This is a genomic window from Tsuneonella troitsensis, from assembly GCF_001441535.1.
Taxonomy (GTDB): domain Bacteria; phylum Pseudomonadota; class Alphaproteobacteria; order Sphingomonadales; family Sphingomonadaceae; genus Tsuneonella; species Tsuneonella troitsensis.
Genome location: NZ_LMAU01000002.1, coordinates 248,092 through 262,568, shown reverse-complemented (window position 1 = coordinate 262,568; position 14,477 = coordinate 248,092). Strand labels below are relative to the sequence as shown.

Sequence of the window (14,477 nt, the reverse complement as noted above, 5' to 3'; positions counted from 1 at the left end):
ATGGAAAAAGCTGCCCGCAAGGCGGGCGGCAAGCTGCGACGCGACTTCGGCGAGATCGAGCACCTCCAGGTCAGCCGCAAGGGTCCTTCGGATTTCGTCTCGAAGGCTGACCAGATTGCCGAGCGCACCCTGTGGGACGAGCTGAAGGTTGCGCGCCCCGGTTGGGGCTTCCTGATGGAAGAAGGCGGAGAGATCCCCGGCGAAGACGGCATGCCCCGCTTCGTGATCGATCCGCTCGACGGCACCAGCAACTTTCTGCACGGCATCCCGCACTTCGCGATCTCGATCGCCGCGCAGGAGCCGACGCTCGACGGCAAGGGTTGGGGTGAGGTGACCGCGGCGGTCGTCTATCAGCCGATCACCGACGAAACGTTCTGGGCCGAGAAGAGCCGCGGCGCATGGCTGCACGACGGTCGCCTTCGCGTATCGAGCCGTTCGCGGATGTCCGACGCCCTCGTCGCGACCGGGATGCCGTACCAGGGCCATGGCAATTTCGCCGAATGGACGCGGATCTATGGTGCCCTTGGACCGCAGGTGGCGGGCATACGGCGCTTCGGGGCGGCCTCGCTCGATCTCGCCTGGGTGGCCGCCGGACGGTACGACGGGTTCTGGGAAAGCGATCTTGCTCCCTGGGATACCGCAGCGGGATGCTTGCTCGTTCGCGAGGCCGGCGGCTTCGTCACCGATTTCCGCGGCCGCTCGCAACCGGTCTGCGACACGCAGGTGCTGGCCGCCAACGACGGCCTGCACTCGAAGCTGCACAAGGAACTCGCCGCCGCGCTCAAATAGCGCACGGCTCAAGCGATCTGGGTCTAGCCGCGGCGCAAACCGGCGGCTAAGGCTCCCCGCGCTGCGGAGCCCCTGTGGCGGAATGGTAGACGCGAACGACTCAAAATCGTTTGTCTTACGACGTGCCCGTTCGAGTCGGGCCAGGGGTACCAAATTCGGGCTTGGCCCGATAATCGCTTGAAATGCCTCGCGTGCTCTGTGAGGCATCGGAGCGATGATCGACGCTCCCAGTCTGCACGCGCTCGGCGCGATGATCGTGACGGTGGCGATGTTCGTGGCATTCGCCCGCGGGCGAATGAGCACCGAGATCGTGTCGCTCCTCACCATCGCGGTGATCGCGGTAGGACTCTACTTCTTTCCCTTGCCGCATACCCAGCCGACCGACGGCTTGGTGCTCGCGTTCTCGGGCTTCGGTCACTACGCGCTCATCACGATCTGCGCCTTGATGATCATGGGGCGGGGGTTGGTGGTCACAGGCGCGCTGGAGCCGTTCGCGCGGGTCCTCGAGCGCGTGTTCAAGATCAACCAGCAACTGGGCCTGCTCGTATCCCTGCTGATGGCGTTCTTCCTGTCGATGTTCGTCAACGACACGCCGGTACTGGTGCTGCTTCTGCCGATCTTCGTCTCGCTGGCCGTACGCGGTGGCATGGCGGCATCGAAAACGCTGATACCGATCAATGCGGCGGTCCTGATCGGGGGGATGGCCACGACGATCGGCACATCGACCAACCTGCTCGTCGTCTCGATCGCGCGCGATCTGGGGATGCCCCAGATGAACGTGTTTCACTTTACGCCCATCGTGCTGATGGCGGCGGTTGTTGCGTTGCCCTACCTCTGGCTCGTCGCGCCGCGCCTGCTCGGCGACAATCGGACCGAGGAAATTCACGAGAAGCGTCGGTTCGTCACCCGGTTACGTCTGAGCGAAGGCAGCGCACTGACTGGGCAGGAACTTGCCGCGATCATGCCGCGCCTTCCCGCCGAGATCGAGTTCCACGATCGACCCACCGGCAAGTTGGGATCGCACGAGCAGCTGACGATCTCGGGTACGCACGACGCGCTCGAGGAAGCGATGCGCACGCTGAAGGGCGAGGTTGCGCCTGCCTGGGTGATCGATCGCATCCGCAAGGAGTCACTGGACACGCGCGAGGATATCGCGGTCGTCGAGATGACGGTCACTGCAGACTCGCGGCTGATCGGGCGTACGCTGCCCAGCTCGGGCATAGCCGACCTGTATGGTGTGGCGGTGCTTGGCATCCATCGCCCCAAGAGATTGATCGGCGACCAGGCCGAGACCGCTATTGCCGATCTACGCATTGCGGAAGGTGACGTGCTGCTGGTGATGGGCTTGCCCCAACCGCTGCAGACGTTTGCCCGCGCAGACAGCCTTCTGATCCTAGAAGGCATGCGCGAGCTGCCCCGCCGATCGAAGGCGGTACTGGCGGGCGCAATCATGCTCGGATCGGTCGGGCTTGCCTCCATCGGCCTCTTGCCGATCGCTATTTCTGCGCTGGCCGGGGCGATCCTCATGTTCGTGACCGGATGCGTGAAATTCGAACGCGTTGGCCGCGCGCTTTCGGCGCAGGTCATCGTACTCGTCGCCGCGAGCATCGCGCTGGGGCGCCTGATCGGCGATACCGGCGCAGCTTTGTGGCTGGGTCAGGCAATGTCGCTTGGCCTGCAGTTCCTCAGCCCCGCAGGCGTGCTCGCAGCGATCATGCTGTTCGTGACCCTGCTGACCAACTTTGCCAGCAACGCGACCGCGGCGACCGTCGGCACGCCGATCGCGTTCAATATCGCGCAGCAGCTCGGCCTGCCGCCCGAGCCTTTGATCCTTGCGGTGCTGTTCGGCTGCAACCTCTGTTACGCAACGCCGATTGCCTACCAGACCAACATGCTGATTATGGCCGAGGGCAGTTACGAGTTCAAAGACTACATCCGGACGGGTGTTCCGCTGGTCCTGCTGATGACGGTGACGCTGTCGATCCTGCTGGTGATAACGTACAAGATGTAGAGCGGTAACGACAACAACGAGGGGGGAATATGCAGTTTCGATCGATCCTGGGTACAGGACTGGCACTGGCATTGGCCGCGACCGGTTCGCCGCTGGTCGCAAACGACCTGCGCGAGGCGGTGGCAGCCGACATGCCCGACTTGATGGCGCTTTACCGCGACCTTCATGAGCATCCCGAACTCAGCTTCCAGGAAGTGGAAACCGCCAAGAAGCTTGCGACTCGCCTCAAGGCGATGGGGTTCGAAGTGACCGAAGGCGTGGGCAAGACCGGTGTGGTCGGCGTGATGCGCAACGGCGCGGGTCCGGTCGTGATGTTGCGCGCGGACATGGACGGCCTGCCGGTGGTCGAGCAGACGGGCTTGCCTTTCGCCTCGAAGGCGCAGGGCACGCCTGAATCGGGCGTCACCACCGGGATCATGCACGCGTGCGGGCATGACACGCACATGGCTTCGTGGATCGGCGCGGCGCGCCTGCTCGCCGAACGCAAGAGCGAGTGGTCGGGCACGGTCGTGATGATAGGGCAGCCGGCGGAGGAACTCGGCCTCGGCGCGCTCGCGATGCTGGAAGACGGCCTGTACACCCGATTTCCCAAGCCGGACTACGTTCTTGCCTTTCACGATGCCGCCCAATATCCCGCGGGTCAGATCGCCTACACTTCCGGTTTCGCTCTCGCGAATGTCGACAGCGTCGATATCACGGTAAAGGGCGTCGGCGGGCACGGCGCCTATCCCCATACGGCCAAGGACCCGGTCGTGCTCGCCAGTTCAATCGTGATGAAGCTGCAGACGCTCGTCAGCCGCGAGAAGAATCCGCTCGAACCAGCGGTCGTCACTGTCGGCAGTTTCCATGCCGGCGCGAAACACAACATCATCTCGGACGAAGCCAAGCTTCAACTGACCGTTCGCAGTTATAGTGATGAATCCCGCAAGCAATTGCTCGATGGAATCAGTCGGATCGCGCGGGGTGAGGCGATTGCGGCGGGGATGACCGACGCGCAGATGCCGGTCGTGACGGTCGAAGACCCCTACACCCCCGCTACCTACAACACGCCGGATTTCACCAAGCGGGTCGCCGGCATCCTGACCGAGCGGTTCGGTGCCGAACGGGTCAAGGAAGTCCCGCCGGTGATGGGGGGCGAGGATTTCAGCCAGTTCCACCGCGCCGATCGCGAAGTAGAAACGCTTATTTTCTGGGTCGGTGGAGTGCCGCAGGATCAGATCGCCAAGGCCGAGGCGGGAGAGATCGAACTGCCTTCGCTGCACAGCCCATTCTGGGCGCCCGACGCGGAGAAGGTGATCTCGACGGCGACCGAGGCGCTGGCTGGTGCCGCGCTAGAACTCATGCCGGCATCGGGCGGCTGACCGGTAATTATTTGACGGCCGCCGGGTGAGGGGGTCACCCGGCGACCGTCTCTCCTCCCCAGGAGATCGTCAGGTCAGGTATAAGTGCCCAGCCGGTGATGCAGGGCGTTGATCCGGGCGAGTTCGTCCCGGTCGTCGATCGTCCGCGCATAGGCGGTCAAGGCCGTACGTAGCAGACGAAAATCCGCGGTGGAGAGCAGCGCGCGTGCACGGCCGGGCTCGGTACGGGGGGCTTCCTCGGTCATCGTGGTCATCCTTTCTCTCCTCGACTTTATAGAACCGGGTTCGCAGGTCGCCGTCAGGCAGCAGCGAACTGGTTCATCGTGTTATGCTCGCCGCCGGCCTTCAGGGCCGCTTCGCCGGCGAAATACTCTTTGTGGTCGTCGCCGATGTCGGACCCGGCCATGTTCTGGTGCTTCACGCAGGCGATGCCCTGGCGGATTTCCTCGCGCTGGACCTGCTTGACGTAGCCCAGCATTCCCTCGTCGCCGAAGTATCGCTTGGCGAGGTTGTCGGTGCTGAGCGCCGCGGTGTGATAGGTCGGCAGCGTGATGAGATGATGGAAGATGCCCGCCTGAGCCGCAGAGTCGCGCTGAAAGGTTCGGATGCGCTCGTCCGCCTCTTCGGCGAGGTCGGTGCCGTCGTATTCGATGCTCATCAGGCGCGCCCGATCGTAGGCAGTTAAATCGCGGCCTTCTTCGGCCCAAGCGTCATAGACCTGCTGACGGAAATTGAGCGTCCAGTTGAAGCTGGGGCTGTTGTTGTAGACCAGCTTGGCGTTAGGAATGACCTCGCGGATGCGATCGACCATGCCGCCGATCTGGCCGATGTGCGGCTTTTCGGTTTCGATCCACAGCAGGTCCGCTCCGTTTTGCAGCGACGTGATGCAGTCCAGGACACAGCGGTCCTCTCCGGTCCCGGGGCGGAACTGATAGAGGTTGCTGGGGAGGCGCTTGGGCTGCAGTAACTTGCCCTCGCGGCTGATAAGCACGTCGCCATTGCCGAGGGTGGTCGCATCGACCTCCTCGCAATCGAGGAAGGCATTGTACTGGTCGCCGAGGTCGCCGGGCTCCTGGCTGAAGGCGATCTGCTTGGTGAGCCCTGCACCCAGGCTGTCGGTGCGCGCCACGATCACGCCATCCTCGACACCCAGCTCGAGGAAGGCATAGCGGATGGCGCGGATCTTCTGCAGGAAGTCCTCGTGCGGAACGGTGACCTTGCCATCCTGGTGGCCGCACTGCTTTTCGTCGGACACCTGGTTCTCGATCTGGATCGCACAGGCACCGGCCTCGATCATCTTCTTGGCGAGGAGGTAGGTCGCTTCGGGGTTGCCGAAGCCGGCATCGATATCGGCGATGATAGGGACGACGTGCGTCTCATGACCGTCGATCGCCTGCTGGATACGCGCCGCTTCGACCTCGTTGCCGGCTTCGCGCGCCTTGTCGAGCTCGCGGAACAGGCCGCCCAGTTCGCGAGCGTCGGCTTGGCGAAGGAAGGTGTAGAGTTCCTCGATGAGCGCCGGAACCGAAGTCTTCTCGTGCATCGACTGGTCGGGCAGGGGGCCGAACTCGCTGCGCAAGGCCGCGATCATCCAGCCCGATAGATAGAGGTACCGCTTCTTGGTGGTCCCGAAATGCTTCTTGATCGCGATCAGCTTCTGCTGGCCGATGAACCCATGCCAGCAGCCCAGCGACTGCGTGTAGGCCGCCGGATCGGCGTCGTATGCCGCCATGTCTTCGCGCATGATTTTCGCGGTGTAGCGCGCGATGTCGAGCCCGGTGGGGAAGCGGTTCTGCAGCCGCATGCGCGCTGCGTTTTCCGCGTCGATCGCAGCCCAGGGTTGACCGGCACCTTCGATCGTGTGGCGGAGTTCGGTGGTGGTCGTCTGGTAGGTCATGTCGAAATCCCGTTGGGTAGTGTTGAACCCGGGATAATCCTCACGCGCTTCAGCAGCACGAACATTTTACACACTATCTTGTCTATCGCGGCAGCATTGGGCTATGTTAGTTGTAATTCTGTAAAGGAATTTACAATGTCGGAAAGTGCCCTATTTGCCGGTCCGGCGCTGCGCCGCTTGCGAAAGCGCGAGGGTTTGACGCAGGGTGCAATGGCCGCGCGCCTTGGCATATCGCCGAGTTATCTTAATCTGATCGAACGCAATCAACGGCCGTTGTCCGCCCGGGTCGTGCTGCAGGTCGTCGATCAATTCGATTACGACCCGCTGTCGTTGCGAGAGAACGAGACGATCGGCGGGCTCGATGGACTTGCCCGCCGGATGTCCGACGAACGCTTTGCCGACCTTGGCATCGATCGGGATGAACTGGCCGAGTTCCTGGCCGCAGCTCCGCAGGCAGCGGCCGCGTTTGCGCGCCTGTATGACAACAGCGACCCGGCCAAGAGACGCGACGATCCGACGCAGGCTGCACGGCGGGAGATCGAGCGGTGGCGCAACCATTTCGCCGACCTCGATTCAGCCGCCGAAGAATTGGCCGACGAGCTCCGTCTCTCTCGCGGCGATACCTATGCGGCGTTGGCAGAGCGGTTGCGCGAACGGCACCAGCTTGCGATCCGCATCCTGCCCCGCGACGTCATGCCCGACAACATTCGCAGGCTGGATCTCCACGCGCGGCAGTTGCAGCTCAACGAAATGCTCGACCCCGCGTCGCGGACGTTTCAAGTCGCGCTCCAGATCGCGCTCCTGGAATTCCGCGAGGAAATCGGCGCGCTGGCAGCCGGGGCGCGGTTTTCCGACGATACCGCTCGCAAGCTGTTCGAAAGGCACGTTGCAGCCTATGCCGCTGCCGCGCTCGTAATGCCCTACGGCCGGTTCCTGAGAGCGGCAGAAACGACCGGCTATGACATTCCCGTCCTCTTGCGCCGGTTCGGCGTGGGGTTCGAAAGCCTGGCTCACCGGTTGACGACGTTGCAGAGGGTTGGTCAGCGCGGGTTGCCGTTCTTCATGGCGAGGATCGACAGGGCGGGGCAATATTCCAAGCGCTACTCCGGGGCGAGCGGGGCCAGCCTGCTCGAAAGCGATGCGAGCTGTCCGCTGTGGAATGTCCATCGCGCGTTCGAACGGGCAGGCGAATTCTGCATCCAGTCCGTCGCTCTCGACGGTAGCGGCGCGGCACCAGCCCACTGGCTGACGATCGCCCGGACGGTTCAGGGCAGGGGCACGGGAGGTGAGGCGAAGTTCGCGGTCATTCTTGGTCTAGAGGGCCGTCTGGGGACCGATCTCGCGGCGGCCAGAGGTATTTCGCTTCGTGCCGAAGACGCGACGGTCATCGGACCGGGCTGCGCCCAGTGCCACGTCGCCGGGTGCTTTCAGCGCTCGCTGCCGCCACGCGGAACCGTGCTGCAGTTTTCGACCATGGAGCAGGGGCTGACCCCATTCCGCTTTGCGGGTTAACCACTCGTCGTGGAACTCACTCGCCTCGTGGTTCGTTTGCGCCGCATCGAATGAGGGAGTGATCCAATGACCGAAGAACGCATTACCGAGGTGCGCGACCCCGAAACGGGTAGCACGCACACCACCCACACCGTCATTACCGACGGCGAAACGCGCCGGAGTGGCGGCTCGGGTTGGCTGATCGCCATCATACTGCTGATCGCAGTGATCGCAGGCTTCTTCATCTTCTCGAACATGAGCGGGGCAGAAGTTGCCAAGGACAACGCCGTCGCCGGTGCCGCGAACGAGGTGGGCGAAGCGGCCCAGCAGGTCGGCGAAGCGGCCCAGGATGCCGCGGACCAGATCGGCGGAAACTGACGTCGGCTTCGGTTCAATGCACCCGTCGAGCACTGCGTTGTAAAATTTACCGACATTTCATCTCTCGGTCTTAGGGCTCGTTTACCTTAACTGGAGCGCGCCCGGGCCGAGACGATGATCCGTCTTTTCAAGCATTACATCCCGCACGCGGTCTTGCTGCTGGGACTTTTCGATCTCCTATTGCTATTGGTCGCGGGCGAGATCGCGTGGCAAGTGCGCGCTTCCCAGAGCGACAGCGTGCCCGGTCCCATCGCGGAGCGCGCCGCGATGCTATCGGTTTTCGCCGGCGTCGTTTGGCTGGCGATGATCGCGGTCGGCACATACGGGGCAGATGCGCTGCGGTCGATGCGCTTTGCCGTTGCCCGCCTGCTGGTTGCCGTAAGCCTCGGATTCATCGCATTGTCGGTGATCGAGTTTCTCTTGCCGGGCGACACGTTCTGGCGGTCCACATTGGTTTACGCAATGTTTCTGGCGATCGGGCTGCTGATCGCCAATCGATCGCTGGTCGGCAGCATCTTGGGAGCCGCCGCGTTCCGGCGCCGGATCCTGGTGTTGGGGGCAGGTGAACGCGCCCGCCGGATCAAGGCACTGTCGGAACGACCGGAAAGCGGATTTGTCGTGGCGAGTTTCATCGGCATGGGCGAAAGCTCGGCCCAACTCGACGAGGCGATCCCGCGTGCGGCAATTCACGACCTCGGCGGTTTCGTCGCGAATATCGGTGCCAGCGAGGTGGTTCTGGCCCTCGAGGAGCGCCGGAATGCGCTTCCGCTCAAGGACCTGTTGCGGATCAAGACCCAAGGGGTTCACGTCAACGATTTCTCCAGCTTCCTTGAACGGGAAACCGGACGCGTCGATCTCGATACCCTCAACCCGAGTTGGCTGATCTTTTCGGACGGCTTCTCATCGGGTCGGATGGTGTCGAGCGCACTTAAGCGAGTGTTTGACGTTGCCGCGAGCGGCATCCTTCTCGCGCTAACCTTTCCGATTATCGCCCTGTTCGCCCTGCTGGTGAAGCTGGATAGCAAGGGTCCGGCATTTTTCCGGCAGACACGCGTCGGCCTCTACGGTCAGCCGTTCACGGTTCACAAGCTGCGCTCCATGCGGATGGATGCGGAAGCCGGCGGCGCGAAGTGGGCCGAAAGGGACGACCCGAGAATCACCCGGCTCGGGCGCTTCATTCGCAAAGTCCGGATCGACGAGCTCCCCCAAGTTTGGACTGTCCTTGCCGGCCGGATGAGCTTTGTCGGACCCCGTCCCGAGGTACCTGCGTTCGTCGCGGACCTTGATGACAAGCTGCCCTATTATGCGGAGCGGCACATGGTGAAGCCCGGGATAACCGGGTGGGCGCAGATCAACTACCCTTATGGCGCCAGCGTGGAAGACGCGCGGGCCAAGCTGGAATACGATCTCTACTATGCGAAGAATTACACGCCGTTCCTCGACCTGCTGATCATTCTCCAGACGGTGCGCGTCGTGCTGTGGTCCGAAGGAGCACGCTGAGATGGGTGGCGTCGCTCTCTGGCATCTGGCCGGTTTCTTCATGAGTCTGGGTGGCGCAGTCGTCTGCGCGATCGTCGCCATCGTGCTGCTCAACCGGACCACCGCGCCACGACGCGAGCATGGGGCCGTGGTCGCCGCACTCGGATTATCCGCCGCTTGGTGTGTGACGAATGCGGCCTGGGGGCCCGGAACGGCTTTGGCCGACTTGATCGAAATTGCCCGCAACCTGGCTTGGATAATCGTCCTCTACCGCCTGTTCGGATACGACGGGCGCGACCAGAGCCTCGCGCCGATCCGGCCGCTCGTGTTCGTTCTGCTGCTGGTGGAGTGCATGCAGTCGGCCATCGTGATGGTGGATGCGCGGTTCGCAGGCGTCCCGCAGGTTCAGGAAGTGGCTTTTGCGGTTTCGGCGCTTTTTCGGGCTCTCGTAGCGATCGGCGCGCTCGTTCTGCTCCACAACCTTTATGCCGGTGCATCGGCGACTTCGCGTCAGGTGCTGCGCTGGCCCGCAGCGGCGCTGGCGGCGATGTGGGCCTTCCAGCTTAACCTGTACACCGTGGGCTGGTTGAGCGGCTCGCTGCCGGCCGAATTGACGGCCTTCCGCGGGTTGTTGACCGCGCTCGTGGCGATCCTATTCGCGATCGGCGCCAATGCTCGTGCGGCTGACCTGAGAATTCTTCCCAGCCGGACGGTTGCCTTCCAGTCGCTCTCGCTTCTGGTCATCGGAGGCTATCTGGTCGCGATCACGTTGCTCGCCGAATCCATGAGCCTTCTGGACGGGGGGCTCGCTCGCCTCACCCAGGTCGGCTTCGTCTTTGCCGCCGCGACATTTGCCCTGCTCTGGCTTCCGTCGAAGAGGGTTCGCGGTTGGCTGCGGGTGAAGGCATTCAAACACCTGTTCCAGCACCGCTACGACTACCGGTCCGAATGGATGCGGTTCAACGGCACCATCGGCCGCGCGGGGCCGGATGCGCCCCCATTGCCGGTGCGGGCATCGCAGGCCTTGGCGGACATTACCGATAGCCAGGGGGCATTGCTGTTCCTGCCCTCGGACGAGGGTTGCATGACGCTATCGGGGTCCTGGCAGTGGCCCGAGGGCGAAGTCCCCGATGCACCCTGCGACCCGGAGTTGGTCGCCATGCTCGAACGGACCGGGATGGTCGTCGAGCTCGATGAAGTTCGATCGCCGGAGACTGCCGCGCCTGGGCTCCATGCAATGCCCGAATGGCTTGTTGCGAACCCCCGCGCATGGGCGGTCGTGCCCCTGATCCACTTCGGCCGACTTGTGGGCATCGCGGTGCTCGCCAAGCCGCCGCTGGCGCGCCAGCTCGACTGGGAGGATTTCGACCTGCTCAAGGTCGTCGGACGCCAGCTCGCCAGCTACCTGGCCGAACAGGCCGGGCACGAAGCCCTGATCGAAGCATCGCGGTTCGACGAATTCAATCGCCGTATCGCCTTCGTCATGCACGACATAAAGAACCTTGCCAGCCAGCTATCGCTGCTGGCGCGAAACGCCGAGCGGCATGCCGACAACCCTGCATTCCGGGCGGACATGCTGGTGACCCTCACCAAAAGCGCGGAAAAGCTCAACGCCCTGCTTGCCCGGCTGAGCCGCTACGGCGCGTCCGGCGGTTCTTCGCGGACCCCTGTCGACCTCACAGAAGTGGCCCGCCGCATTGCGCGCCGCTATTCCGGGCAGCACAGGGTCGAAGTGACACGCACCGAACCGTGTCTCGTCCTGGCGGATGGTGAGGCTCTCGAGCAAGCGCTCATCCACCTTGTCCAGAACGCGATCGAAGCCAGCGAAGATAATGCACCAGTCTATCTCGACGTCTCGTCCGACGGCCTCCACGGCCGGATGGAGGTAATCGATTCCGGCTGCGGCATGAGTCCGCAATTCGTTCGCGAGAAGCTTTTCAAGCCGTTCGTTTCTCTGAAGGACGGGGGTTTCGGCATCGGCGCGTTCGAAGCGCGGGAGCTCGTCCGCGCGATGGGAGGACGGCTCGAAGTGCAGTCCCGGGAAGGGCTCGGCACCCGTTTCGCCGCCGTTCTGCCGTTATCGGCGACATTGAGGTTCGTAGCCAACACCATTCCTAGCGATGAGGTCGCATGATGACCCAGCATAAAGTCCAGCATAAGCCGAAGCTACTCGTGGTCGAGGACGACGAAGGTCTGCAGGCGCAGCTGAAGTGGGCCTACGAAGATTTCGAGGTGATCATCGCCGGCGACCGGGACACCGCGCTTGCCGCCTTGCGAAGCGAAGAGCCGGCAGTCGTGACGCTTGACCTCGGCCTGCCGCCGGATCCGGACGGCACCAGCGAAGGGTTCGCCGTCCTCGATGCGATCATGGCGCTGAAGCCGGATACCAAGGTGATTGTCGCGAGCGGCCACGGGGCGCGCGAAAGTGCGCTTTCGGCGATCGAGCGCGGTGCATACGACTTCTACCAGAAGCCGGTCGACATCGACGCTCTCGGCCTCATCGTGCGAAGGGCGTTCGCGCTGCACGAGATCGAGGCGGAAAATCGGCGCCTTGCCGCCCGTGTCGGCGACGACAAGACCGTTCTCGGCAACATGATCACCGCAGCACCCGAGATGGCCAAGGTGGCGCGAACGATCGAGCGGGTGGCCAACACCAAGGTTTCGGTCATGCTCCTCGGCGCGAGTGGCACCGGCAAGGAACTGCTCGCTCGCGGCCTGCACGAAGCCAGCGACCGCAGGACGGGCGCATTCGTCGCGCTCAATTGCGCTGCGATACCCGAAACGCTGCTCGAGGCGGAGCTGTTCGGCCATGAAAAGGGCGCATTCACGGGAGCGGTCAAAAGCACCGAGGGAAAGATCGAGCAGGCTCAGGGCGGAACGCTGTTCCTCGACGAGGTCGGCGACATTCCGCTGCCGCTCCAGGTGAAGCTGCTGCGATTTCTTCAGGAGCGCACGATCGAGCGCATCGGTGGACGCACCGCGATTCCCGTCGACACACGCATCGTCTGCGCCACCCACCAGGATCTGGAATCCATGATCGCGGCGGGTGCATTTCGCGAAGACCTCTTCTACCGACTGGCCGAGATCGTGGTGAAGATACCTACGCTTGCGGAGCGGCCGGGCGACGCCGTCTTGCTGGCCAAGGCCTTTCTCCAGCGCTTTGCCTCCGAAATGAACCCTTCGGTGAAAGGGTTCGCTCCGGATGCGCTGGCGGCCATCGACGCCTGGCCGTGGCCGGGCAACGTGCGCGAGCTGGAAAACCGGGTGAAGCGCGCAGTCATCATGACCGACGGCAAGCTCGTCTGCGCCGGCGATCTCGACCTTTCGGGTGACGGGGAGGAGGGTGCCGAGGTGCTCAACCTGAAAAGCGCCCGCGAGCGGGCCGACCGGACGGTGATCCGCCATGCCCTGGCCCGCAGCGAAGGCAACATTTCGAGCACGGCCAAGCTACTCGGCATCAGCCGACCAACGCTGTACGACCTGCTCAAGCAATATGACCTTACGGCGTAGGTCTCACGCCCTGATTGCTGCCCTTTTGGCGATTGCCCTGGCGGGCTGCGGGAATGCTACGACGGAAGGCATGGAAGACGGCGATTGGCGGGCGTCGATTGCAGCCGGCGACGGAAAATCCGCCGAGGCCGGGTTACGCCGCGAATTGGCCGGCGGCGTGGCTGGCTTGATAGCCTCGTACATGGGCGAAGCGGAACTTCTCCAAGGGAACCTCGTCGAAGCCGAGCGCTGGTTGACCGGATATGCATTTTCGCCCGAAGCAGCGAGCCACGGATACCGCATGCTCGGCCGATTGCGGATGGCACAGGGCAACTTGCAGGAGGCAGGACGCGCCTTCGATCGGGCCTTGGCCGTCAGTGAGAAAGATCCCGAACTTTGGGTCGACATCAGTAGATTGCGCTGGCGGGGCGGCGAGCAGGCCCAGGCCATCGAAGCTTCACAGCTCGCCATGCGTTACGGCCCTTCTAATCCCGCGGCGTTGCTGCTCCGCGCACAGCTCACAAGGGAAGCGCGCGGCAATCGCGCAGCATTGCAAATGCTGGAGCAGGCATTGTGGGTCGCACCGGATGATCCCGACCTGCTGGCCGAATATGCCGCGACGCTGGGCGATCTTGGCCGTGCAACCGAGATGCTGAGCGCCACGCGTAAGCTTGCGACGGTTGCACCGCACAATTCCAGATCGCTTTTCTTCCAGGCTGTTCTGGCGGCCCGCGCCGGTCGTGCCGACCTTGCTGTCACGCTCCTAAAGCGAAGCGGCGAATTCGAGCGACAGGTCCCTGCTGCGGTCATTCTCCAGTCTGTGATCGATTTGGAGGCCGGCAATTACGCGAGTGCTGCGAAAAACCTCGACCGACTTGCGCGGAGGCAGCCCGATAACGCGCGGGTTCAGTCGCTGCTTGCCCGTTCGCTTGTACTGGGCGGAAATTATCGCGAACTCACGGCACGATTTTCCGGTCGCGCGACGACGCCCTATATCGCAATGCTCGTGGGGCGGGGCTACGAGGCTCTTGGCGACCGGCAAAGCGCTGCCTCTTTCGTCGATATGGCTATGGCCGAGCCAGTTTTCCGCGCGGTTCCTATTGGCACCGAAGGAGCGGAGGGAGGCGGCATGGCTACTGGAGGCTCTGGCACCGTCAGTCTAGTCCGCAATCAAATCGTCAACGCGCGCTTTCTGGAGGCGCGCACGGAGGCCGACCAGTTTCTCGTCCGCAATCCCGGGTCGAGCGATGCGGCTGCCTTGGCAGGCGATGCCGCTCTTGCCGCAGGCGATAATCGGACGGCAGTTAGGCATTATCAAAGAGCATCTGCCATCCGGCGGACATGGCCGCTCGTAAGGCGAACAGCCGCCGCTCTGGATCTGTCCGGTCAACCGGATCGAGCGACCGCTCTGGTCGCCGAATACACCGATGGCGATCCATTGAATGCCGATGCAGCTACTGTCCTGATTACGCGGCGGAAAACAGGGAAATAGGCCCCAGCGCCCTAGCGAATCGCCTGCATCAAACGCCGAAAGCGGCGGATCGCCTCGACAATACGGCCCCGGCTCGCCAAGGGCCGATCG

The 14,477-nt window shown here is 63.4% G+C and carries 11 protein-coding genes and 1 tRNA gene; 10 read left to right on the top strand and 2 right to left on the bottom strand.

What is annotated here, in order from left to right:
* The 4 genes from AR323_RS04870 to AR323_RS04855 all read left to right on the top strand — a co-directional run bounded on the left by AR323_RS04870 (position 1) and on the right by AR323_RS04855 (position 4,161).
* The gene (locus AR323_RS04870) at positions 1–789 is read left to right on the top strand and encodes an inositol monophosphatase family protein (RefSeq protein ID WP_057882835.1); all 789 of its coding nucleotides are present in this window, start codon (positions 1–3) and stop codon (positions 787–789) included.
* Positions 790–857: 68 nt separating this feature from the next.
* Positions 858–941, top strand: a tRNA-Leu gene (locus tag AR323_RS04865).
* Positions 942–1,003: 62 nt separating this feature from the next.
* Positions 1,004–2,800: an SLC13 family permease gene (locus tag AR323_RS04860; protein ID WP_057882834.1), complete on the top strand. Its 1,797-nt coding sequence runs from the start codon at positions 1,004–1,006 to the stop codon at positions 2,798–2,800.
* A 29-nt stretch (positions 2,801–2,829) separates the two neighbouring features.
* The gene (locus AR323_RS04855; protein WP_057882833.1) at positions 2,830–4,161 is read left to right on the top strand and encodes an amidohydrolase; all 1,332 of its coding nucleotides are present in this window, start codon (positions 2,830–2,832) and stop codon (positions 4,159–4,161) included.
* Between the two features lie 74 nt (positions 4,162–4,235).
* Here AR323_RS04855 and AR323_RS14930 read toward each other — a convergent pair whose 3' ends face one another.
* Positions 4,236–4,415, bottom strand: a complete 180-nt coding sequence (locus AR323_RS14930; protein ID WP_057882832.1) for a hypothetical protein — start codon at positions 4,413–4,415, stop codon at positions 4,236–4,238.
* A gap of 44 nt (positions 4,416–4,459) precedes the next feature.
* Positions 4,460–6,058, bottom strand: coding sequence for an isocitrate lyase (locus AR323_RS04845; RefSeq protein ID WP_057882831.1), 1,599 nt, complete (start codon positions 6,056–6,058; stop codon positions 4,460–4,462).
* Positions 6,059–6,193: 135 nt separating this feature from the next.
* Here AR323_RS04845 and AR323_RS04840 point away from each other — a divergent pair, with 135 nt between their 5' ends.
* From AR323_RS04840 to AR323_RS04815, 6 genes are all read left to right on the top strand, one after another.
* Complete coding sequence (locus AR323_RS04840; protein ID WP_057882830.1) at positions 6,194–7,570, top strand: helix-turn-helix domain-containing protein; 1,377 nt, start codon at positions 6,194–6,196, stop codon at positions 7,568–7,570.
* 66 nt (positions 7,571–7,636) lie between these two features.
* Complete coding sequence (locus AR323_RS04835; protein ID WP_057882829.1) at positions 7,637–7,927, top strand: hypothetical protein; 291 nt, start codon at positions 7,637–7,639, stop codon at positions 7,925–7,927.
* Positions 7,928–8,041: 114 nt separating this feature from the next.
* Positions 8,042–9,427 carry a TIGR03013 family XrtA/PEP-CTERM system glycosyltransferase gene (locus AR323_RS04830; protein ID WP_057882828.1) on the top strand — a complete coding sequence of 462 codons (1,386 nt, stop codon included), beginning with the start codon at positions 8,042–8,044 and terminating at the stop codon, positions 9,425–9,427.
* A 1-nt stretch (position 9,428) separates the two neighbouring features.
* Complete coding sequence (gene prsK / locus AR323_RS04825) at positions 9,429–11,540, top strand: XrtA/PEP-CTERM system histidine kinase PrsK (RefSeq protein WP_057882827.1); 2,112 nt, start codon at positions 9,429–9,431, stop codon at positions 11,538–11,540.
* Positions 11,540–12,916, top strand: a complete 1,377-nt coding sequence (prsR, locus tag AR323_RS04820; protein ID WP_057883172.1) for a PEP-CTERM-box response regulator transcription factor — start codon at positions 11,540–11,542, stop codon at positions 12,914–12,916. The genes prsK and prsR overlap by 1 nt, the downstream gene beginning before the upstream one ends.
* Positions 12,810–14,387: a tetratricopeptide repeat protein gene (locus AR323_RS04815; RefSeq protein WP_083495245.1), complete on the top strand. Its 1,578-nt coding sequence runs from the start codon at positions 12,810–12,812 to the stop codon at positions 14,385–14,387. Before prsR ends, AR323_RS04815 begins: the two co-directional genes overlap by 107 nt.
* The last annotated feature ends 90 nt before the right edge of the window (positions 14,388–14,477 follow it).

What these genes read in the sequence shown, in the direction of transcription:
- prsK (WP_057882827.1), top strand. Translation starts at nt 9,429, where the DNA reads ATGGGTGGCGTCGCTCTCTGGCATCTGGCCGGTTTCTTCATGAGTCTG.
- AR323_RS04835 (WP_057882829.1), top strand. Translation starts at nt 7,637, where the DNA reads ATGACCGAAGAACGCATTACCGAGGTGCGCGACCCCGAAACGGGTAGC.
- AR323_RS04845 (WP_057882831.1), bottom strand. Translation starts at nt 6,058, where the DNA reads ATGACCTACCAGACGACCACCACCGAACTCCGCCACACGATCGAAGGT.
- AR323_RS04830 (WP_057882828.1), top strand. Translation starts at nt 8,042, where the DNA reads ATGATCCGTCTTTTCAAGCATTACATCCCGCACGCGGTCTTGCTGCTG.
- AR323_RS04855 (WP_057882833.1), top strand. Translation starts at nt 2,830, where the DNA reads ATGCAGTTTCGATCGATCCTGGGTACAGGACTGGCACTGGCATTGGCC.
- AR323_RS04860 (WP_057882834.1), top strand. Translation starts at nt 1,004, where the DNA reads ATGATCGACGCTCCCAGTCTGCACGCGCTCGGCGCGATGATCGTGACG.
- AR323_RS04840 (WP_057882830.1), top strand. Translation starts at nt 6,194, where the DNA reads ATGTCGGAAAGTGCCCTATTTGCCGGTCCGGCGCTGCGCCGCTTGCGA.
- AR323_RS04870 (WP_057882835.1), top strand. Translation starts at nt 1, where the DNA reads ATGGAAAAAGCTGCCCGCAAGGCGGGCGGCAAGCTGCGACGCGACTTC.
- AR323_RS14930 (WP_057882832.1), bottom strand. Translation starts at nt 4,415, where the DNA reads ATGACCACGATGACCGAGGAAGCCCCCCGTACCGAGCCCGGCCGTGCA.
- AR323_RS04815 (WP_083495245.1), top strand. Translation starts at nt 12,810, where the DNA reads ATGCCCTGGCCCGCAGCGAAGGCAACATTTCGAGCACGGCCAAGCTAC.
- prsR (WP_057883172.1), top strand. Translation starts at nt 11,540, where the DNA reads ATGACCCAGCATAAAGTCCAGCATAAGCCGAAGCTACTCGTGGTCGAG.